Origin of the sequence: Pseudomonas sp. GW460-12-10-14-TSB1, assembly GCF_017349775.1 — a bacterium.
Lineage (GTDB): Bacteria > Pseudomonadota > Gammaproteobacteria > Pseudomonadales > Pseudomonadaceae > Aquipseudomonas > Aquipseudomonas piscium.
The window spans coordinates 66,057-84,934 of sequence record NZ_JACNAC010000002.1 but is presented as its reverse complement, the minus strand read 5'-3'; the positions used below and the strand labels follow the sequence as shown (position 1 = coordinate 84,934).

22 protein-coding genes and 1 pseudogene are annotated in these 18,878 nt (G+C 62.7%); 12 read left to right on the top strand and 11 right to left on the bottom strand.

The window, feature by feature from the left end:
• Positions 1-157: 157 nt before the first annotated feature.
• Positions 158-418, bottom strand: coding sequence for an accessory factor UbiK family protein (locus J4D52_RS01910; protein ID WP_007926648.1), 261 nt, complete (start codon positions 416-418; stop codon positions 158-160).
• Positions 419-834: 416 nt separating this feature from the next.
• Here J4D52_RS01910 and glnK point away from each other — a divergent pair, with 416 nt between their 5' ends.
• The 4 genes from glnK (at position 835) to sutA (ending at position 3,609) form a co-directional block, all read left to right on the top strand.
• Complete coding sequence (gene glnK, locus J4D52_RS01905; protein ID WP_002555808.1) at positions 835-1,173, top strand: P-II family nitrogen regulator; 339 nt, start codon at positions 835-837, stop codon at positions 1,171-1,173.
• A gap of 35 nt (positions 1,174-1,208) precedes the next feature.
• Entirely contained in the window at positions 1,209-2,546 is a 1,338-nt protein-coding gene (locus J4D52_RS01900; RefSeq protein WP_009051452.1) for an ammonium transporter, read from the top strand.
• A gap of 211 nt (positions 2,547-2,757) precedes the next feature.
• A complete protein-coding gene (locus J4D52_RS01895; RefSeq protein ID WP_016703180.1) occupies positions 2,758-3,183 on the top strand; it encodes a secondary thiamine-phosphate synthase enzyme YjbQ in 426 nt (141 codons plus the stop codon).
• A gap of 102 nt (positions 3,184-3,285) precedes the next feature.
• Entirely contained in the window at positions 3,286-3,609 is a 324-nt protein-coding gene (sutA, locus tag J4D52_RS01890) for a transcriptional regulator SutA (RefSeq protein WP_007926654.1), read from the top strand.
• 97 nt (positions 3,610-3,706) lie between these two features.
• Here the strand turns inward: sutA and J4D52_RS01885 are convergent, their stop codons facing one another.
• Genes J4D52_RS01885 through lptM form a run of 6 tightly spaced genes read right to left on the bottom strand, consistent with a single transcriptional unit; the run spans position 3,707 to position 8,293 of the window.
• Positions 3,707-4,411 carry an HAD family hydrolase gene (locus J4D52_RS01885; protein ID WP_102676154.1) on the bottom strand — a complete coding sequence of 235 codons (705 nt, stop codon included), beginning with the start codon at positions 4,409-4,411 and terminating at the stop codon, positions 3,707-3,709.
• Entirely contained in the window at positions 4,411-5,307 is an 897-nt protein-coding gene (gene xerC / locus J4D52_RS01880) for a tyrosine recombinase XerC (protein WP_016703181.1), read from the bottom strand. Before xerC ends, J4D52_RS01885 begins: the two co-directional genes overlap by 1 nt.
• A 2-nt stretch (positions 5,308-5,309) precedes the next feature.
• The gene (locus tag J4D52_RS01875; RefSeq protein ID WP_025807048.1) at positions 5,310-6,035 is read right to left on the bottom strand and encodes a DUF484 family protein; all 726 of its coding nucleotides are present in this window, start codon (positions 6,033-6,035) and stop codon (positions 5,310-5,312) included.
• 13 nt (positions 6,036-6,048) lie between these two features.
• Positions 6,049-6,879, bottom strand: a complete 831-nt coding sequence (gene dapF / locus J4D52_RS01870) for a diaminopimelate epimerase (RefSeq protein WP_025807049.1) — start codon at positions 6,877-6,879, stop codon at positions 6,049-6,051.
• A 4-nt stretch (positions 6,880-6,883) separates the two neighbouring features.
• Positions 6,884-8,131 carry a diaminopimelate decarboxylase gene (gene lysA, locus J4D52_RS01865; RefSeq protein WP_102676155.1) on the bottom strand — a complete coding sequence of 416 codons (1,248 nt, stop codon included), beginning with the start codon at positions 8,129-8,131 and terminating at the stop codon, positions 6,884-6,886.
• Between the two features lie 9 nt (positions 8,132-8,140).
• Positions 8,141-8,293, bottom strand: coding sequence for an LPS translocon maturation chaperone LptM (lptM, locus tag J4D52_RS01860; protein WP_007926668.1), 153 nt, complete (start codon positions 8,291-8,293; stop codon positions 8,141-8,143).
• Between the two features lie 239 nt (positions 8,294-8,532).
• Here lptM and cyaY point away from each other — a divergent pair, with 239 nt between their 5' ends.
• From cyaY to rnk, 3 genes are all read left to right on the top strand, one after another.
• A complete protein-coding gene (gene cyaY, locus J4D52_RS01855) occupies positions 8,533-8,865 on the top strand; it encodes an iron donor protein CyaY (protein WP_025807051.1) in 333 nt (110 codons plus the stop codon).
• A gap of 4 nt (positions 8,866-8,869) precedes the next feature.
• A complete protein-coding gene (locus J4D52_RS01850) occupies positions 8,870-9,103 on the top strand; it encodes a DUF1289 domain-containing protein (protein ID WP_053263079.1) in 234 nt (77 codons plus the stop codon).
• Positions 9,104-9,250: 147 nt separating this feature from the next.
• Positions 9,251-9,664, top strand: a complete 414-nt coding sequence (rnk, locus tag J4D52_RS01845; RefSeq protein WP_007926672.1) for a nucleoside diphosphate kinase regulator — start codon at positions 9,251-9,253, stop codon at positions 9,662-9,664.
• An 18-nt stretch (positions 9,665-9,682) separates the two neighbouring features.
• On the opposite strand, the gene J4D52_RS01840 is transcribed toward rnk, so the two are convergent.
• From J4D52_RS01840 to J4D52_RS01830, 3 genes are all read right to left on the bottom strand, one after another.
• Positions 9,683-12,532, bottom strand: coding sequence for a class I adenylate cyclase (locus tag J4D52_RS01840; protein ID WP_102676156.1), 2,850 nt, complete (start codon positions 12,530-12,532; stop codon positions 9,683-9,685).
• A gap of 176 nt (positions 12,533-12,708) precedes the next feature.
• Positions 12,709-12,954, bottom strand: coding sequence for a TIGR02647 family protein (locus J4D52_RS01835; protein ID WP_023967863.1), 246 nt, complete (start codon positions 12,952-12,954; stop codon positions 12,709-12,711).
• A 186-nt stretch (positions 12,955-13,140) separates the two neighbouring features.
• Positions 13,141-13,437 carry a hypothetical protein gene (locus J4D52_RS01830; RefSeq protein WP_025807054.1) on the bottom strand — a complete coding sequence of 99 codons (297 nt, stop codon included), beginning with the start codon at positions 13,435-13,437 and terminating at the stop codon, positions 13,141-13,143.
• Positions 13,438-13,562: 125 nt separating this feature from the next.
• Between J4D52_RS01830 and J4D52_RS01825 the strand changes: the two genes are divergently transcribed.
• Positions 13,563-14,219: a glutathione S-transferase family protein gene (locus J4D52_RS01825; protein ID WP_102676157.1), complete on the top strand. Its 657-nt coding sequence runs from the start codon at positions 13,563-13,565 to the stop codon at positions 14,217-14,219.
• A 69-nt stretch (positions 14,220-14,288) separates the two neighbouring features.
• On the opposite strand, the gene argH is transcribed toward J4D52_RS01825, so the two are convergent.
• Positions 14,289-15,683, bottom strand: coding sequence for an argininosuccinate lyase (argH, locus tag J4D52_RS01820; protein WP_025807056.1), 1,395 nt, complete (start codon positions 15,681-15,683; stop codon positions 14,289-14,291).
• 440 nt (positions 15,684-16,123) lie between these two features.
• Between argH and J4D52_RS30685 the strand changes: the two are divergent.
• From J4D52_RS30685 to J4D52_RS01805, 4 genes and pseudogenes are all read left to right on the top strand, one after another.
• Positions 16,124-16,279 (top strand): annotated as a pseudogene (locus tag J4D52_RS30685) (sensor histidine kinase); the annotation flags it as partial.
• Complete coding sequence (locus tag J4D52_RS01815; protein WP_053281386.1) at positions 16,276-17,022, top strand: LytTR family DNA-binding domain-containing protein; 747 nt, start codon at positions 16,276-16,278, stop codon at positions 17,020-17,022. The pseudogene J4D52_RS30685 and the gene J4D52_RS01815, both read left to right, overlap by 4 nt.
• A 140-nt stretch (positions 17,023-17,162) precedes the next feature.
• Entirely contained in the window at positions 17,163-18,104 is a 942-nt protein-coding gene (gene hemC / locus J4D52_RS01810; protein WP_025807057.1) for a hydroxymethylbilane synthase, read from the top strand.
• Positions 18,101-18,868, top strand: a complete 768-nt coding sequence (locus J4D52_RS01805) for a uroporphyrinogen-III synthase (RefSeq protein WP_102676158.1) — start codon at positions 18,101-18,103, stop codon at positions 18,866-18,868. Before hemC ends, J4D52_RS01805 begins: the two co-directional genes overlap by 4 nt.
• Positions 18,869-18,878 lie beyond the last annotated feature (10 nt).

Genomic DNA, 18,878 nt, shown 5'->3' with positions numbered 1-18,878 from the left:
CCCAGGGGTGGCCAGGATCGCAAACGCTGGACATGTTATCGGCGGAGTAGGGGGGAAATGAACGGGCGGGGCGGAAAATCTTTGCTGGCAGGGCCCGGCTCGACCGATGGCAGGCGTTGCCCGGTCGAGCCTATGCGCAGGAGCGCGGTCGAGGTGGTTATTGCTCGCTCGGATTGAGCTTGGCTTCCAGCTCGGCCACCTTCGCCTCCAGGCTTTCCAGGCGGGCGCGGGTGCGGGCCAGGACGACCATCTGGCTGTCGAATTCTTCCCGGCTGACCAGGTCCAGCTTGCTGAAGCCGCTTTGCAGCAGGGCCTTGAACTGGCTTTCGATTTCGGCGCGGGGCAGTGGGGTGTCGCCGCTGAACAGACGGGCGGCATGGCCGCTCAGGGCATCGAGGAGGTCTTTGGGCGCGAGCATGGGGAGTGTCCTGAAAACAATGGCGGGCAGTGTATCACGCACTGTCTATAGTCAATCGGCAGGCGCAGATGCACGCTTTTCGCGCATCGCGCCGGGCAGTGGCGCACCGTTGTTGTGCGTATCTGTGGCGATGATGGCGAAGTGGCTTCTTCAGCAGCGGCCAAGGGACTGAAATCAGTGGGTTTTCACGAGATGGCAAGGTTTCTGCTTAGTCGCTGATGACCCATGCACTGATGCAGTCGCTGTGACGAATGCAGTGCGGCAGGCGGAGCGGGGAAGTGTTTCGTCAGCAGCGGTTAGCTGGCGTCGCTCTGGTCGAGGAAGGCCGACGATGCGTTACAAAGCCAGGCACTGCGCTTAGACTTGAGTCGGGTTTGTTTTCCTGGGGCAAGTCCACCAATTCGGGAGAAAGTTTCATGAAGCTAGTCACTGCCATCATCAAGCCGTTCAAGTTGGACGACGTGCGCGAGTCGCTGTCCGAGATCGGCGTGCAGGGCATTACCGTTACTGAGGTCAAAGGCTTCGGCCGGCAGAAGGGGCACACCGAGCTGTATCGCGGCGCGGAGTACGTAGTCGACTTCCTGCCCAAGGTGAAGATCGACGTCGCCATCGACGACAAGGATCTTGATCGGGTCATCGAGGCGATAACCAAGGCCGCCAACACCGGCAAGATCGGTGACGGCAAGATCTTCGTGGTCAATCTGGAACAGGCTATTCGCATCCGTACCGGCGAAACCGATACCGACGCCATCTAAGCCGCCCCAAACCCAACGCCCCAGGAGAAAACAATATGACTCTGCGTAAAATCGCAGGGCTAGGAGCCCTTTTGTCCCTCGTAATGCCTGGCCTGGCCATGGCGGCAGACGAAGTGGCAGCCCCAGTCCTCAATTCCGGCGACACCGCCTGGATGCTGACCTCGACGGCCCTGGTGCTGTTCATGACCATTCCCGGCCTGGCGCTGTTCTACGGCGGCATGGTGCGCTCGAAAAACATTCTTTCCGTGATGATGCAGTGCTTCGCCATTACCGGTCTGATCAGCATCCTGTGGGTCATTTATGGCTACAGCATCGCGTTCGACACCACCGGCATGGAGCAGGGCGTCGTCAATTTCAACTCCTTCGTCGGCGGCATGGGCAAGGCCTTCCTGGCCGGCGTCACCCCGGCGAGCCTGACCGGCCCGGCGGCGCTGTTCCCCGAAGCGGTGTTCATCACCTTCCAGATGACCTTCGCCATCATTACCCCGGCGCTGATCGTCGGTGCCTTCGCCGAGCGGATGAAGTTCTCCGCCATGCTGATCTTCATGGCCATCTGGTTCACCCTGGTCTATGCGCCGATCGCGCACATGGTCTGGTCCGGCAACGGCGGCCTGATGTGGGACTGGGGCGTGCTGGACTTCGCCGGCGGCACCGTGGTGCATATCAACGCCGGTATCGCTGGCCTGGTGGCCTGCCTGGTGCTGGGCAAGCGTAAAGGCTTCCCGACCACCCCGATGGCGCCGCACAACCTGGGTTACACCCTGATGGGCGCGGCCATGCTGTGGATCGGCTGGTTCGGCTTCAACGCCGGTTCCGCCGCCGCCGCCAACGGCACCGCCGGCATGGCGATGCTGGTGACCCAGATCGCCACCGCCGCCGCGGCGCTGGGCTGGATGTTCGCCGAGTGGCTGACCCACGGTAAGCCAAGTGCCCTGGGCATCGCCTCGGGTGTGGTTGCCGGCCTGGTGGCGATCACGCCTGCCGCTGGCACCGTAGGCCCGATGGGCGCCCTGGTGATCGGCCTGGCAGCGGGCGTGGTGTGCTTCTTCTGCGCGACCACCCTGAAACGCAAGCTGGGCTACGACGACTCCCTGGACGCCTTCGGCGTGCACGGTATTGGCGGTATCCTCGGCGCGATCCTCACCGGCGTGTTCGCCGCGCCATCGCTGGGCGGCTTCGGCACCGTGACCGACATCGCCGCGCAAGTATGGATCCAGTGCAAAGGCGTGGGCTTCACAGTGATCTACACCGCGATCGTGACCTTCATCATCCTCAAGGTGCTGGATGTGGTCATCGGGCTGCGTGTCACCGAGGAAGAAGAGTCGGTCGGCCTCGACCTGGCGCAACACAACGAGCGTGGTTACAACCTGTAATTACGCCAGAAAAAAGTGCCCGGCTTGCCGGGCATTTTTTTGCCTGCGTTTTGTCATTGAGAGACAGCTGAAAGGTTTTTCCCAGAGCTTGTCAGCCCGTTTGACGAGTGCTTTTTTTTCGGGTCAATGACTTACAGCATTGGAGGAATATTCGACACTTTGTTTTTTCCCAGAGCGCGCTAGAATGCGCGCCGAATGTGCGGAGAACTGTATGTGGCAACAGACTCTGATTACCCTGCGGGCAAGGCCCCGGGGCTTTCATCTGGTAACGGACGAGTTACTCGCCGGCCTGCCTGAACTGAAGGCATGTCGGGTCGGTCTGTTGCATTTGTGGCTGCAGCATACCTCGGCCTCGTTGACCATCAACGAGAATGCCGACCCTGCGGTTCGTCGTGACTTCGAGCGTTTTTTCAACACCCTGGTGCCTCAAGGCATGGCCGGGTATGAACATGACGACGAAGGGCCCGATGATCTGCCGGCGCACTTCAAGGCCAGTTTGCTAGGCTGTCAATTGAGCTTGCCGGTATCGGCAGGTCGCTTGGCGTTAGGCAGCTGGCAAGGCGTTTATCTGGGCGAGCATCGCGATCATGGCGGTGCCCGCAAAGTCCTTGCCACCTTGCACGGTGATAAGGCATAAGCCGCTGGTTATCAGTGGATGTTGATTTTTTTCCAGCGGCCTTCGACAGTCGGCTCAGCTGGGCTATAACTAATCTGCTTTTCGCAAGTCATGAGGTAGAACATGAGCGACGATGATCTGGAAAACGACGACCTCGAAGTAGGCGACGAAGACGAAACCGAAGAAGGTCTTGAAGCGGCCGCCGACGATGTGGCGGAAGACGATGGCAGTGATGTTCCTGCCCCGACCGCCAAAGGCAAGGCCAAGGCTGCCGTCTCGGTAGACGAGTTGCCGAGTGTCGAAGCCAAGAACAAAGAGCGTGATGCACTGGCGCGCGCCATGGAGGAGTTCCTGGCCCGTGGCGGTAAAGTGCAGGAAGTCGAGGCCAATGTGGTTGCCGATCCGCCCAAGAAGCCTGATAACAAGTACGGTAGCCGGCCTATCTAAGCGCCCGCCACTTGCTTGCTGAAAAAGCCCGCCGTCGCTGCGGGCTTTTTCATGGGCGCTTGTTGGGCGATGACACCGTATTGCGGTGATCGAGCTATCAGGCGCCGCTGTGCCAGCGCGCCAGCAGTTTCGGCAGTTCGGTCAGGCTGCGGATTTCCGCGTCCGGCAGCCGCTCGGCCTCCCAGACCTTGCCGGCCGGGTTGAACCAGATGGCCCGCAAGCCGGCCTGCTGCGCCCCGGCGATGTCGTCGCCCGGGTGGTCGCCGATGTGCACGGCGGTGTCCGGTGTCGCTTCGCCCCGTTGTAGGGCCTCGTGAAACAGCCGTGAATCGGGCTTGGCGATGCCAATGTCTTCGGCGCACAGGGCGAACTTGAAGTAATCCGCCAGCCCCAGGCGGCGCACATCGGCGTTGCCGTTGGTGACCACGCCCAGTGCGAAGTGGTTGGCCAGCGCTTCCAGGGTCGGCTGCACTTCGGGAAAGATATCCAGCTGATGCCGGGCATGCAGGAACACTTCAAAGCCCTGGTCGGCCAGGGTATTGGCCTGGCCCTGGTCATAGCCGGCTTCCTCCAGCGCATGAAACAGCACCCGCCGGCGCAGCGCGCTGATGCGGTACTTGAGCCCCGGTTCGTTGTTCAGCACCCGCTCACGGATGGCCCAGAGATGCTCCACCGGTATGCCGCCCAGCTGCGGGGCGTGGTCGGTCAGCCACTGGCGCAGCACGGCTTCGGCGCTGACGATCACGGGCGCGGTATCCCACAGCGTGTCGTCGAGGTCGAAGGTGATCAGCTTGATCGTCATTACTCACCGCCTTTGTTGCGTTTGGCCCGTGGGTGGGCGCTGTCGTAGACCGCTGCCAGGTGCTGGAAGTCCAGGTGGGTATAGATCTGCGTGGTCTTGATATCCGAGTGCCCCAGCAGTTCCTGTACGGCGCGCAGGTCCTGGGAGGATTCCAGCATGTGGCTGGCGAAGGAATGTCGCAACATATGCGGATGCAGGTTCTGTCCCAGCTCGCGCTCGCCGGCGGCTTTGACCCGTAGCTGGATCGCCCGTGGGCCCAGGCGCCGGCCCTGCTGGCTGACGAACACCGCGTCGTCCGGCGGATTACTCAGCGCCCGTAGCGGCAGCCACAGCTGCAGCGCCTCGCGGGCCTTCTTGCCGACCGGCAGGACCCGGGTCTTGCTGCCCTTACCGTGGACCTGCACCAGGCCATCGGCCAGGTCCAGCTGTTCGAGGTCGAGGCTGGTCAGCTCCGACAGGCGCAGCCCGGAGGAATAGAACAGCTCAAGAATCGCCTGGTCTCGATGAGCGAGGAAATCATCTTCCACCGCGCCATCGAGCAGTTGCAGCGCACGATCGGTGTCCAGGGTCTTGGGCAGGCGACGCTCGCCCTTGGGCGGCGCCAGCCCGTTGGCCGGGTCGTGATTGCACAGGCCTTCGCGGTTCAGATAGTGATACAGGCCGCGTACGGCGGAGAGCAGGCGCGCCAGGCTGCGGGACGATTGGCCCTGCTGGTGCAGGCGCGCAATCATGCTGCGCAGGCCCTGGATGTCCAGGTCGGACCAGCTGGAAACCTGCTGCTTGGCGCAGAAGGCCAGCACTTTTTCCAGATCGCGGCGGTAGGCCTGCAACGTATGGGGCGACACTTGGCGCTCACTGCGCAGGTGCTCGCAGTAGGCGTCCAATTGTCGTTCCATGGTCAGCGAACCGAGCGTAGCGAGTGAGTGAAGCGCGGCAGCACGCGGCCCATGACTTCGGCGATGTAGCTGAGGAACAGCGTCCCCACCGAGCTTTTGTAGTGCTGCGGGTCGCGGCTGGCGATGGCCAGCACGCCGTGAATGCCCTGATGGGCGATGGCGACCACGGCGCTGGAGCCGATCTGCTGGCGCTGTTCTTCGCCGAACAGGAAGTCCAGCTCATGCTCGCGCAGGCTGCCGCTGACGCTCTTGCCTTCGGTCAGCAAGCCGCCGATGGCGGTCTGGGCGTCGGCGGCGGTGACCCAGCGGCCTACCGGCATGGCGCTGTCGCTGAACAGGATCAGGCTCACGAACGGTACCTGGAAGTCCTGGCGCAGGCTGTCTTCGACGCTCATCACCACGTCTTCCAGGCTGTTGGCATCCATCAGCGCGAGAATCAGGCGGCGGGTCTTCTCGAAGAGCCGGTCGTTGTCGCGGGCCACGTCCATCAACTGCGAAAGCCGGTGGCGCATCTCGATGTTGCGCTCGCGCAGGATCTTCATCTGCCGCTCCACCAGCGAGATGGTGTCACCGCGCTGATGGGGAATGCGCAAGGCAGGGAGCAGTTCTTCATGCTCGACGAAGAAGTCCGGATGAGCCTCCAGATACGCGGCGATCGCCGCCGCCTCGAGGTTTTCGCAAGGAGATTCGTCGGGCTGTTCGGCTGGAACCTGAGGCTGATCAGTCATGGTTTTCGCTCATTCAAAGACGCACCTGTCCTTCGTATACGCGCACTGCCGGGCCGGTCATCTTCACCGGTTGGCCAGGGCCTGCCCATTCGATGGACAGGCGCCCGCCCGGCAGGTCGATCAATAGCGGCGAATCCATCCACCCCTGGCTGATCGCGGCCACTGCGGCGGCGCAGGCGCCGGTACCGCAGGCCTGGGTTTCCCCGGCGCCACGTTCCCAGACCCGCAACTGCGCACGCTGACGGTCGATGACCTGGATGAAGCCGACATTGACCCGGGCCGGGAAGCGCGGGTGATGTTCGATCTTCGGCCCCAGCTCATGCACCGGCGCATTGTTGATGTCGTTGACCCGCAGCACGGCATGGGGGTTGCCCATGGACACGGCGGCCATCTCGACGGTCTGGCCATCGACTTCGACCTGGTAACTCAAGGCCTGGGCCGGCGCCACGAACGGAATCTGCTCGGGCACCAGGCGCGGCGCGCCCATGTCGACGCTGATCTGACCGTCGTTGCGCACATCCAGTTCGATGATGCCGCTTTTGGTCTCGACGCGGATCTGGCGCTTGGTGGTCAGGCGCTTGTCCAGCACGAAGCGGGCGAAACAGCGCGCACCGTTACCGCATTGCTCCACTTCGGAGCCGTCGGCATTGAAGATCCGGTAGCGGAAATCCACGTCCGGGTTGCTCGGCGCCTCGACGATCAGCAACTGGTCGAAACCGACACCGGTGTTGCGATCGCCCCATTGCTTGGCATGTTTGGGCAGGATGTGCGCGTGCTGGCTGACCAGGTCGAGGACCATGAAGTCATTACCCAGGCCGTGCATCTTGGTAAAACGCAGCAGCATGGTTCTACTCCGGCAGCAGGCTTTCGCCAGCAAACAACTCGGCTACCGTCTCGCGGCGACGCACTTCAACAGCCTGTTCACCATCGACCAGCACTTCAGCAGCGCGACCGCGGGTGTTGTAGTTGGAGCTCATGACGAAACCGTAGGCACCGGCCGAATGCACGGCCAGCAGGTCGCCTTCTTCCAGCGCAAGCTGACGTTCCTTGGCCAGGAAGTCGCCGGTTTCGCAGATCGGGCCGACGATGTCGTAGATACGGGCCTGGCCATCGCGCGGGCGTACGGCGCTGACGTCCATCCAGGCCTGGTATAGGGCCGGGCGGATCAGGTCGTTCATTGCCGCGTCGACGATGGCGAAGTCCTTGTGTTCGGTGTGCTTGAGGTACTCGACCCGGGTCAGCAGTACCCCGGCGTTGGCGACGATGAAACGGCCGGGTTCGAAGACCAGTTCCAGGTCGCGGCCGTCGAGACGTTCGCGCACGGCCTTGACGTAGTCGGCGGCCAGCGGCGGCTCTTCATCGCGATAGCGCACGCCCAGGCCACCACCGAGGTCGATGTGGCGCAGGTAGATGCCGCACTCGCCCAGGCGGTCGACCAGGTCCAGCAGACGGTCGAGGGCATCGATGAAGGGGGCCAGGGTGGTCAGTTGCGAGCCGATATGGCAGTCGACGCCGACCACTTCCAGGTTCGGCAGCTGTGCCGCGCGGATGTACACGTCTTCGGCATCGGCGATGGCGATACCGAACTTGTTTTCCTTCAGGCCGGTAGAAATGTACGGGTGGGTGCCCGCGTCTACATCCGGGTTGACCCGCAGCGAGACCGGCGCGCGAACATTCAGTTCGGCGGCGACCTGTTGCAGGCGCTCCAGCTCGTCGCTGGACTCGACGTTGAAGCAGTGCACGCCGACTTCCAGGGCGCGACGCATGTCGTCACGGGTCTTGCCGACACCGGAGAAAACGATCTTGTCGGCCGCGCCGCCAGCTGCCAGGACGCGTTCCAGCTCGCCGCGGGAGACGATGTCGAAACCGGCGCCCAGACGCGCCAGGACATTCAGTACACCCAGGTTGGAGTTGGCCTTTACCGCGAAGCAGACCAGGTGCGGCATGCCGGCGAGGGCATCGGCGTACGCGTGGTACTGCGCTTCGATATGCGCTCGGGAATAGACGTAGGTCGGCGTGCCAAAGCGCTCGGCAATGGCGGACAACGCTACACCTTCCGCGAACAGCTGACCGTCGCGGTAGTTAAAAGCGTCCATGGGGTTCCCTTAGTTGGTGTCGTGCTTGTGCGACTGCGAGTGACCTTGGTCTTCAGGGGATTTGCTGTCATCGGGAAGATACAGCGGGCCTTTTTGACCGCAGGCAGTGACAAGGCAGGCAACCGCGACGAGCGCAGCAAGGGAAGAGATCAGGCGCTTCATGGCGAAATCCTTGAGAATGCGTTAATTGCGCCCGAGTATACCGGCCACCCAGCGGCTTGCCTATGCGCTGGAATACCCGTCCGGCGGGCCTTTGCCCCGGGCGCAGGCGCCGAGCGCGGCAGCTGCGGGGATATTTTCTCTGCTGCCCGCGCCCTTGATCGGTATCCTTTGCATTCGCCCGGATGCGCCCGTATCTTGCGGCGCTTGAGCGTGAGTAGACACTTTTCGAGGTTCCCGCAATGAGTTTGACTGAAGCCCGTTTCCACGACCTGGTCGATGCCACCCAGCAGACGCTGGAGGACATTTTCGATGAGAGTGACCTGGATATCGATCTGGAGAGCTCCGCCGGTGTGCTCACCGTCAAGTTCGAAAACGGCAGCCAGGTGATCTTCAGCCGCCAGGAACCGCTGCGTCAGCTGTGGCTGGCCGCGCGCTCCGGCGGTTTCCACTTCGACTACGACGAAGAAAGCGAACGCTGGATGTGCGACAAGAGCGAAGAGCAGCTGGGCGAAATGCTCGAGCGCATCGTTCTCGAGCAGGCCGACATCAAGCTCGAGTTCGAAGGGCTCTGAGGCCGTGACGCCAACCGCCCCGGCGCGCCCGCCCAAGCCGTTGTACAGCAATGTCAGCCCGGCGGTGGCCTCGCCCTGCATCAGCTTGTGCCGGCTGGACGAGGAAAAAGTCTGCAAGGGCTGTTTCCGGCATGTCGAAGACATTCGCGAATGGCGCTCGGCGGACGATGAGCGACGGCGAGTCATCTGCCGCCAGGCGCTGGAGCGCAAGCGGGCGGCGGCGCCCGGCATGGGCTAGCCCAGGCACAAAGGCCCGGCGGCTTGTTTATTTGTGCTGCTGTGGTAGTGTCCGGTTACGCCTCGCCACATCGAGGCCGGTGAAAACCCCGTCTTATCTGGACGGGGTTTTGCTTTTTTGTGCCGAAAAAAGGAGTCTGCCTGGATCATGAGCACCGCACCTTCCATCATTCTCACCCGCCTCGACGTGCAGCGTCTGGAGCGCCTGATCGACAGCCTGGACGACACGCTGCCAGGCGTCATTGCGTTGCAGACCGAGCTGGATCGCGCCGAAACCCTGGTGGGCCACGATGAAGTCCCGCCTGGTGTCGTGACCATGAATTCGCGCGTGCATTGCCGCGAAGAGGGCAGCGGCAAGGACTATCACCTGACCCTGGTGTATCCACAGGACGCCAACGCCGACGAAGGCCGGATCTCCATCCTGGCGCCGGTGGGCAGCGCCTTGCTCGGCTTGCAGGTCGGGCAGTACATCGACTGGCCGGCACCCGGCGGCAAGACCCTGAAGCTGACGTTGCTGGAAGTGGAATACCAACCTGAAGCGGCTGGCGATTTTCACCTCTGACGGGCACTTCTTGACCGGCTAGACCTGCTCGAGCGCGTCGTTCAAGGCGCGCTCCAGGTCGGCTTTGTAGCGCAGGTAAAGGTTGCTTGAGCCGTGGTGGTCACCGAGCAGGCCGGACAGGTCCAGGTCGGTGATGTAGCAGCGATAGCGTTCGGTTTCGCGGCGCTGGCCGACAATCTCCTGGGCGACCGCGGCGAACAACTGGTCGCCATGCTCCAGCTCGGAAAACTCCCGTTGATTGCAATACAGGGTGACCTGCACCTGCCCCGGTGCGGCTTTGCCGATGATGCCCTGCACGTCATAAAAGGCTTTGTTCGCCGGCGTTTGTGGCGCCGGGCGCGGCTCGACCCGGCGAGCCCTTGTGCTGCCTGAAGGCAATATCTGGTAATACAAAATGTCCAGTGGCACGAGGGCCTGGGAGGCCTCCATCGGCAGTTGGGCATCGCGCCGATAGAGGATCGACTGCAGGAAGCGTTGCAACGGAACCAGCAGGCTCTGTTCGTCGTGGTAGGGCAGGCGTTGCTGCCAGAGCGCATCGAACTCATCCAGTACGTACAGCTCGGCCTGAGCCTCGACGACGCGGTAGAACACCTGGATGCAGTCAGGCTGGCCCATCGGCAGGATCAGCGCCAGGTCGTGTTCTTCCAGGGCCATCGGGTCCAGGTGCAGCGGGCTGTAGCTCGACTGTTCTTCGCCCAGGTAGTCGATCAGCGCCGGCAGGCTTGCCAGCGCCACATGATTGACCTGGCCCGGCACCAGCTCCAGCACGTGGTAATGCTGCTGCACCTGGATCAGGTAGCGGTGATTGAGCTGGCTGAGCAACAGGTTCTGCGCCGTGTCGAACAGCTCTTCGACCCGCTGGGCGATGAACTGGGCGCGGTTGTGGCAAAAGCAGCGCACGCGCAGCTTCGGCTGCTCAGGGCCGCGCGGCAGGTTGTTGAGATAGTCGCGCAGGCAGTCGAGCAGGGCATGGGCGCCGTCGTAACGGCTTACCAATACTTCGTTCCAGCTGTTGAGCGTCACCTGGTCGAGGGTCAGCACCAGGTTTTCCCGCACCCCGGCGTAGCTCAGGGAGTCGGTGCGCTCGGTGGTCATCAGGATGTTCAGGTCGCGGTGGTGCTTGAGCGGGTCGCGGCCGACGTTCACCAGGATCAGCACTTCGCTGGGCACGCTGGTGCGCAGCAGGCGTTCTTCGCTGACGGTGCCCAGGGGCAGGGCAATGGTCTGTTGCAGGCTGCCCAGCAGATTGAACAGCTCGAACTCGCTCAGGTCGCTGCTGCCCGGATGCAGCGCCAGGCGCGTGCTGCTGTCGATCACCCCGTTACGATGGCACCAGGTCAGCAGCTCCAGCAGTTCGCGGCTGCGCTTGATCGGCGCGAAATGTTCCCACTCCAGGGCATTCAGGCTGCCGTTGTACAGGCCCCAGTGGGTTTGCCCCGGTTCTTTCTTATTGGGCGCCTGCACCAGGGTCAGGGTGTCTTCGGCCAGGTCCGGGGCGATGCCGGGGTTGATGAACTCGATCTTGCCGGCCTTGCGTTCAAAGGCCGCGTACAGGCGACGGCCGAGGACATTCAGGTCGCGCTTGTTGATCAGGCCGAGGGTCTGCTCGGTACGGGCGAACTGGGTCAGGAAGCGGTAGCTGTAGTTCAGTTCATTGACCAGGGCCCGGCGTTCGGCGCTGACCTGGCGGACTTTCCACTGGCTGCGGCTGTCGAGCATCGCCAGCTGGCGCTGATCCCAGCCCCATTCGTGGGCCAGCCGTTCGAGCAGCGAGCGCTGCCAGCTCGGGTTGCGCGCGCCGTTGTTGCCAGTGAGCTTGCGGTTGACCTTCAGGTACAGGCTGCGACGCACCAGCTCCAGGCGCTCCGGCTCGCCGCGGGCCTTGAGGTATTCCTCGATGCGCCGGTAGACCACGATGTACGGGTCCAGCTCGTCGAGGTCCAGGCGGTTGGCGAACACTGCCTGCTTGAAGCGCAGGCTCAGGCATTCCACCCGCGGGTGTTCGCTGGCGTAGACCTCGGTCAGCAGCAACTTGAGCACCGACTTGTACGGCGACTCGATGCCCTTGAACAGCTGCCAGAGCCCGGCGCCGATAAATTCCCCCGGTGGAATATGGGCCAGATGGCCAAGATCGAGGTTTTCATCGGCGGGAATGAAGCGCTTGGACAGCAGCGTATGGGTGTACTCGTGGTAGCGGGCTTCTTCGTATACCGGCACCAGCCACCACAGCGGCGTACGTCCGGCGAGCCAGATGGCGGTGCGATAGAACTCGTCCAGCAGCAGGTAGTGCTGGGTGGTGCCGCAATCGTCGGAACTCAGCTGGGTGTCACGATCGCCACGGATAAAGCGGCTGGGGTCGATCAGGAAGAAGTGCGCCTCGGCGCCCTGGCTGGCGGCCCAGGCTTCCAGCAGCAGGCATTTCTTGCGCAGTTCGGCGAGTTCGTTCTCGCCGAGGTCGGGCGCATGGCAGACCCACACGTCCATATCGCTCTGGTCGGCCTGGGCCAGGGTACCCAGGCTGCCCATCAGGAACAGGCCGTGGATAGGTCGCGGCGCATTGCTGGGCCGGGCCTTGTAGGAAAACGAACGGGTCAGGCGCTGGGCTTCGTTGAGCGTCGGCGTGTCGGGCTCGTAGTTCGACAGCCCGGCGGGTGTACCGCCCGACACATAGCCCGGTAATAACGGGTGGTTGACGTGAAAGAACAGCGGCAACAGGTTGAGCACCAGTTGCTGGCGTGGCGACAACCCCTCCATGGCCCGGCCCAGGCGCCCTTCGTTGAGCTTCAGAAAGCGCGCGCGCAACTGGCTGAGAACCTTGCGATCGATTCCCTCGTCCAGATCTGGGCGGATTTCATGGGTGCGGGTCATTCAAACAGGCTCGCGAAGCTTGAACGTGGGAGGTTTTGTATGCGGAGGAGTTTACAGCCAGTCGAGGGCGAGCTTTAAGTTGAATTTTATTTTTGACGTCAGATTTCCAGCGTGAGGCTGGAGCTTGCCCGCGGAATCCGACAGGCGGGGATTCCGAGGGCCGTAGGGGAGAGCGTTCAGGCGGCTTCTTTGACCGTCAGAATGGTCAGCAGGCCTTGGGCATGCTCGGCGGCATCGCGGCCCAGGCTGGTCAGGTAACCACCATCGGGCTGGGTAATGAGCTCTTTTTCGAACAGGCGTCGTGCGGCGGCGATAGCTTGGGGGGCAGCGGTCTGATGGATTTTCAGGCCTTCCTGGGAACTGTCCAGGTTGAAGAGTACAAGGATTTCCAGTTCGGCAACCAACTCAGGGGTATACGACATAAGGACTCCAGACTTTCTAGGAATTAGACGACAGCGTCCTTAAGGTGACCGCAGTTGTGCAGCCTGTCCAGTGTCCGCTGCGGACTTTTACGCCCCTGGGCGGCGGTATTTGGCCGCAGGGCGCGTACCAGTGTAGCCAAGGCCCGCAATCGCGCCGGCCAGGTGCGGGCGCGAGGCGTGGCGGGCTTATTTCTTCTCGGGCGGCAGCTCGGGCAGGGCGCGCAGCGCGGCTTCGTACCATTGAGTGTCGAACGCGCGGTCTTCTTCGAGGATCGCGTCGATTTCCACCGCCAGGACGTGAGCCATGAGGTTGAGGATTTCGTCACGCTCATAGCCAACCAGGGTCAGCTTGTTGAAAGTGGCCTTGGCCGCGGGCGGGTTGTCGCTTTCGATCTGGTTTTCGATCGCTTCGATCAGGGTGTTTTCGGCGAACGCTTCTTCGTCGTTGTCGTCTTGGTTGGCGTCGGGGATTGGCTCGCTCATGGCAGGCTCCTCAAGGAAAGGTCGTCAGTTTACCCGTATTCAGGAGCCTGATGCTGCTGGCCAGTCGGCTGTCGAGGATCTATAAGAGTGGCTGCCAACCCCGTACCCGGCCTGGAGGCTACGTGATGCTCAAGCTTTATGGATTCGCCGTCAGCAATTACTACAACATGGTGAAACTGGCGTTGCTGGAAAAAGCTCTGCCTTTCGAAGAAGTGCCGTTTTACGCCGGGCAAAGCCCTGAGGCGTTGGCCATCAGCCCACGTGGCAAGGTACCGGTGCTGGGGGTGGAGCAGGGTTTTATCAATGAAACCAGCGTGATCCTCGAATACCTTGAAAGCCAGCCGGGTCCGGCGCTGCTGCCAAGCGATCCGTTCGAGCGTGCCCAGGCGCTGGCGCTGGCCAAGGAGATCGAGCTTTACATCGAGCTGCCGGCGCGGGCCTGTTACGGCGAGGCGTTCTTCGGTACGGCGGTCCCCGAGGCTATCAAGGAAAAATCCCACAACGAGCTGGTGCTGGGGTTCGCCTCGCTGGCCAGGCACGGCAAGTTCGCCCCTTATGTGGCGGGCAGCAGCCTGAGCGTGGCGGATCTGTATTTCTTGTACAGCGTCAGCCTGGCCTGTGCGGTAGGGCAGAAGCTGTTCGGTGTGGATTTGCTGGCCGAGATGCCGGCGGCCAAGGCCTTGATGGCGCGGCTGGAGCAGATGCCCAATGTGCAGCGGGTCGCGGCGGACAAGGACGCGGCGATGCCGCAGTTCCTGGCGATGATCGCCAGCAAGAAGTAGGAAGGTTTCAGGTCGCTGATCGCGGGCAAGCCATGCTCTTGTGGGAGCCTGGCTTGCCCGCGCTGGCTTTTAGCGGTTGCTCAGCAACGCCTGGCCGCGAACCACCGCTGCCTTGACTTGAGCCGGGGCCGTGCCACCGATGTGGTCACGGGCATTGACCGAACCTTCCAGGGTCAGCACGGCAAACACGTCCTGATCGATCTGGTCGCTGAACTTGCGCAGTTCTTCCAGGCTCATTTCCGCCAGGTCCTTGCCGGTTTCCACGCCGTACTTCACGGCGTGGCCAACGATCTCGTGGCAATCGCGGAATGGCAGGCCGCGGCGCACCAGGTAGTCCGCCAGGTCAGTGGCGGTGGAGAAGCCGCGCAGCGCCGCTTCGCGCATCATCGCGTGCTTGGGCTTGATCGCCGGGATCATGTCGGCGAAGGCCCGCAGCGAGTCGCGCAGGGTGTCGGCGGCGTCGAACAGCGGTTCCTTGTCTTCCTGGTTGTCCTTGTTGTAGGCCAGGGGCTGGCCCTTCATCAGGGTCAGCAGGCCCATCAGGGCGCCGAACACGCGGCCGCTCTTGCCACGAACCAGCTCCGGAACGTCCGGGTTTTTCTTTTGCGGCATGATCGAGCTGCCGGTGCAGAAACGGTCGGGCAGATCGATGAACTGGAACTGCGCGCTGGTCCACAGCACCAACTCTTCGGAGAAGCGCGACAGGTGCATCATGGCCAGGCTGGCGGCGGCGCAGAACTCAATGGCGAAATCGCGATCAGACACATTGTCCAACGAGTTGCCACCGACGGCGTCGAAGCCCAGCAGCTGGCAGGTCAGCTCGCGGTCGATCGGGTAGGTGGTGCCGGCCAGCGCGGCGCTACCCAGGGGCATGCGGTTGGTGCGCTTGCGGCAATCGACCAGGCGCTCGTAGTCGCGGCTGAGCATTTCGAACCAGGCCAGCATGTGATGACCGAAGGTCACAGGCTGTGCTGTCTGCAGGTGAGTGAAGCCCGGCATGATGGTGTCGGCTTCGCGCTCGGCTTGTTCCAGCAGGCCTTTTTGCAGGCGGGTGATTTCCGCCAGGATCAGATCGATTTCGTCGCGCAGCCACAGGCGGATATCGGTGGCCACCTGGTCGTTGCGGCTACGGCCGGTGTGCAGCTTTTTGCCGGTGACGCCGATGCGGTCGGTCAGGCGTGCTTCGATGTTCATGTGCACGTCTTCCAGGTCGACGCGCCAGTCGAAGGTGCCCGCCTCGATTTCGCCCTGGATGGTTTTCAGGCCGTCGATGATGCTGTCGCGTTCGGCATCGGTCAGTACGCCGACTTTGGCCAGCATGGTGGCGTGGGCGATCGAGCCCATGATGTCGTGACGATAGAGGCGCTGGTCGAAAGTGACGGAGGCGGTGAAGCGGGCGACGAAGGCGTCGACGGGCTCACTGAAGCGGCCGCCCCAGGACTGATTGGTCTTGTCAGTGCTCATGAATTCGCTCGTGATCGGCTGGAAGGGAAATGAGGTGAAAAGTTGCCGCGGATAATAACAGGGTTGCCAATCCTGTAGCTGGCACCGGTCGGCAGGTTTTTATTTCTGCCATGGGGGCCGCGGGCGCTTGTCGCCGACCTCGGGCGCGCAGAGACTAGGCGAGCGAAGGCGGGGTGCGAGGGGTGATGTAACGATATTTATCGATAGAGCAATATCGTCTTGGCAACCGTCTACAGTTGGACTGAAGGAACAGCGCAATCTCGGATGTTTCATCGAGCCTGGTCGCTGATCACGCAACCGTTGTCGCATGCGCTCCGGTCCCGGCACCACCTCGCGATTCACGAGGGAGGCGGTCGGTGTGGAAGCGGACTATAAGAGAGGGGGTGTTTGTGTCCTGTATCAGCAGTCCCCATGACCATGTCGTGCAGTGGCGGGCCTTGAACGGTATCGGACAGGCCCGGGTAAATAATGGTGCCCGTCGTGGGGCACTTTTTGGCCCTCGCACTAGTCTTAGCGTGGATCGCCGTGACGGACGTCACTTCACCTGTCTACGCTATCCTTGTGCGAGACTCACGCAGGAATCCAGCGCAATATGAATGTCCTGATCGTTGATGACGAACCCCTAGCCCGCGAGCGACTGAGCCGCATGGTCAGTGAGCTTGAGGGATACAGTGTCCTGGAGCCCAGCGCCACCAATGGCGAAGAGGCATTGGCCCTGATCGACAGCCTGAAACCGGATGTCGTGCTTCTCGACATCCGCATGCCGGGTCTCGATGGCCTGCAGGTTGCCGCCCGTTTGTGCGAGCGCGAGGCGCCGCCAGCCGTGGTGTTCTGTGCCGCCCCTGATGAATTCGCCCTCGAGGCTTTTGATGTCAGCGAGGTAGGTCACTTGCTCAAACCGGTGCGTTCCGAGCATCTGCTCGAGGCGCTGAAAAAGGCCGACCGCCCCAACAGGGTCCAGCTGGCGGCCCTGACCCGGCCCGCCGCCGAAAGCGGCAGCGGCCCCCGCAGCCATATCAGTGCGCGGACCCGCAAAGGTATCGAGCTGATCCCGCTGGATCAGGTCGTCTATTTCATTGCCGACCACAAATACGTGACCTTGCGCCATGAGAGCGGCGAAGTCCTGCTGGACGAACCCCTGAAGGCGCTGGAGGACGAGTTTGGCGAGCGTTTCGTTCGCATCCATCGCAACGCCCTGGTGGCCCGTGAACGCATCGAACGCCTGCAGCGTACGCCGCTGGGGCATTTCCAGCTGTTCCTCAAGGGGCTCAATGGTGATGCGCTGATCGTCAGCCGACGGCATGTGGCCGGCGTGCGCAAGATGATGCAGCAGCTCTAGATCCGGGCGGCCGGGCGGGTCATGCACCCCGCCCGCCACGTTCCTGCAGCCAGGGAGGGGCTGTAGTTCCTGATACAAGTCAAAGTTGATTTGGCTGAGCTGTTATCATCTGCCGTATTTTCTTCAGTACGGATTGATCCATGTCCTCTCGCGAAATCCGCATCGCTACCCGCAAAAGTGCCTTGGCCTTGTGGCAAGCCGAACACGTCAAAGCTCGTCTGGAAGCCGCTCACCCGGGGTTGATCGTGACGCTGGTGCCCATGGTCAGTCGCGGCGACAAGCTGCTCGACTCGCCATTGTCGAAAATCGGTGGCAAGGGACTGTTCGTCAAGGAGCTGGAAACCGCGCTGCTGGAAAACGAAGCGGATATCGCCGTGCATTCGATGAAAGACGTGCCGATGGACTTCCCCGAAGGTCTGGGCCTGTTCTGCATCTGCGAGCGTGAAGACCCGCGCGATGCCTTTGTCTCCAATACCTATTCCAGTCTCGACGACCTGCCCGCGGGCAGCGTGGTGGGCACCTCCAGCCTGCGTCGTCAGGCGCAGCTCCTGGCTCGTCGTCCGGACCTGCAGATCCGCTTCCTGCGCGGCAACGTCAATACTCGCCTGGCCAAGCTCGATGCCGGTGAGTACGACGCCATCATCCTGGCGGCTGCCGGCCTGATCCGTCTTGGCTTCGAAGATCGCATCAGCTCTTCGATCAGTGTCGACGACAGCCTTCCGGCGGGAGGCCAGGGTGCGGTGGGCATCGAATGCCGCACGGCCGACAGTGAGATCCATAAGCTGCTGGCGCCCCTGCATCACGCCGATACGGCGGATCGGGTCACCGCCGAGCGCGCCCTCAACAAGCATCTGAATGGCGGCTGCCAGGTACCGATCGCCTGCTATGCGGTGCTCGAAGGCGATCAGCTGTGGCTGCGCGGCCTGGTCGGCGAACCGAGCGGCGGCGTGTTGCTCAGCGCCGAGGCGCGGGCCCCGCGCAGTGCTGCAACGGAGCTTGGCGTGCAGGTCGCGGAGGCTCTGCTGGCCCAGGGCGCCGACGATATCCTGCGCGCGGTCTATGGCGAGGCAGGCGAAGAGTGAGCGACTGGCGTGTGCTGCTGACCCGGCCCACGGACGAGTCGGCGCTGCTGGCTGAGGTTCTGGGCGAAGCGGGGGTGTTCAGCAGCAGCCTGCCGTTGCTGGAAATCCAAGCCCTGCCTTTTGACGATACCTTGCGCGCCAGAGTGCTTGAGCTGCACCGGTACTGCGCGGTGATCGTGGTCAGCAAGCCCGCCGCGCGAATGGCCGTGCAACTGCTCGAGCAGTTCTGGCCGCAGCCACCGAGCCAGCGCTGGTTCAGTGTGGGCGCCGGCACGGCGCAGATTCTGGCCAATCACGGCCTGGATGTTTTTTTCCCCGAGCAAGGCGATGACAGCGAAGCCTTGCTTGAACTTCCCCAGTTGCGCGAGGCTATTGCACGATCCGCCCCACGGGTGCTGATCATGCGCGGGGAGGGTGGTCGCGAACTGCTGGCTGAGCGTTTGCGCGACCAAGGTGCTAGTGTCGATTATCTGGAGCTGTACCGCCGCGACCTGCCGCGCTATGCCAACGGAGTCCTGATGCAACGCATCCAGGCGGAACGCTTGAATGGGCTGGTGGTCAGCAGTGGGCAGGGTTTCGAGCACTTGCAGCAGTTGGCCGGCGAGGCCTGGCCACAGGTGGCGCGGCTGCCGTTGTTTGTACCGAGCCCCCGGGTCGCCGAGATGGCGCGTGCCGCCGGGGCCGAGAAAGTTGTGGATTGTCGTGGCGCGAGCGCCGCGGCCTTGCTAACGGCGTTACGGGAGCAACCCGTGCCCGTTCTCTAAACGCAAAGGA

Coding starts and splice junctions, on each gene's coding strand:
- lptM (WP_007926668.1), bottom strand. CDS start 8,293: ATGAAGCGCCTGATCTCTTCCCTTGCTGCGCTCGTCGCGGTTGCCTGC.
- glnK (WP_002555808.1), top strand. CDS start 835: ATGAAGCTAGTCACTGCCATCATCAAGCCGTTCAAGTTGGACGACGTG.
- hemC (WP_025807057.1), top strand. CDS start 17,163: ATGTCCTCTCGCGAAATCCGCATCGCTACCCGCAAAAGTGCCTTGGCC.
- J4D52_RS01815 (WP_053281386.1), top strand. CDS start 16,276: ATGAATGTCCTGATCGTTGATGACGAACCCCTAGCCCGCGAGCGACTG.
- J4D52_RS01910 (WP_007926648.1), bottom strand. CDS start 418: ATGCTCGCGCCCAAAGACCTCCTCGATGCCCTGAGCGGCCATGCCGCC.
- J4D52_RS01840 (WP_102676156.1), bottom strand. CDS start 12,532: ATGACCCGCACCCATGAAATCCGCCCAGATCTGGACGAGGGAATCGAT.
- J4D52_RS01825 (WP_102676157.1), top strand. CDS start 13,563: ATGCTCAAGCTTTATGGATTCGCCGTCAGCAATTACTACAACATGGTG.
- J4D52_RS01835 (WP_023967863.1), bottom strand. CDS start 12,954: ATGTCGTATACCCCTGAGTTGGTTGCCGAACTGGAAATCCTTGTACTC.
- J4D52_RS01895 (WP_016703180.1), top strand. CDS start 2,758: ATGTGGCAACAGACTCTGATTACCCTGCGGGCAAGGCCCCGGGGCTTT.
- rnk (WP_007926672.1), top strand. CDS start 9,251: ATGAGCACCGCACCTTCCATCATTCTCACCCGCCTCGACGTGCAGCGT.
- dapF (WP_025807049.1), bottom strand. CDS start 6,879: ATGCTGCTGCGTTTTACCAAGATGCACGGCCTGGGTAATGACTTCATG.
- sutA (WP_007926654.1), top strand. CDS start 3,286: ATGAGCGACGATGATCTGGAAAACGACGACCTCGAAGTAGGCGACGAA.
- cyaY (WP_025807051.1), top strand. CDS start 8,533: ATGAGTTTGACTGAAGCCCGTTTCCACGACCTGGTCGATGCCACCCAG.
- J4D52_RS01830 (WP_025807054.1), bottom strand. CDS start 13,437: ATGAGCGAGCCAATCCCCGACGCCAACCAAGACGACAACGACGAAGAA.
- J4D52_RS01875 (WP_025807048.1), bottom strand. CDS start 6,035: ATGACTGATCAGCCTCAGGTTCCAGCCGAACAGCCCGACGAATCTCCT.
- J4D52_RS01900 (WP_009051452.1), top strand. CDS start 1,209: ATGACTCTGCGTAAAATCGCAGGGCTAGGAGCCCTTTTGTCCCTCGTA.
- argH (WP_025807056.1), bottom strand. CDS start 15,683: ATGAGCACTGACAAGACCAATCAGTCCTGGGGCGGCCGCTTCAGTGAG.
- J4D52_RS01885 (WP_102676154.1), bottom strand. CDS start 4,411: ATGACGATCAAGCTGATCACCTTCGACCTCGACGACACGCTGTGGGAT.
- lysA (WP_102676155.1), bottom strand. CDS start 8,131: ATGGACGCTTTTAACTACCGCGACGGTCAGCTGTTCGCGGAAGGTGTA.
- xerC (WP_016703181.1), bottom strand. CDS start 5,307: ATGGAACGACAATTGGACGCCTACTGCGAGCACCTGCGCAGTGAGCGC.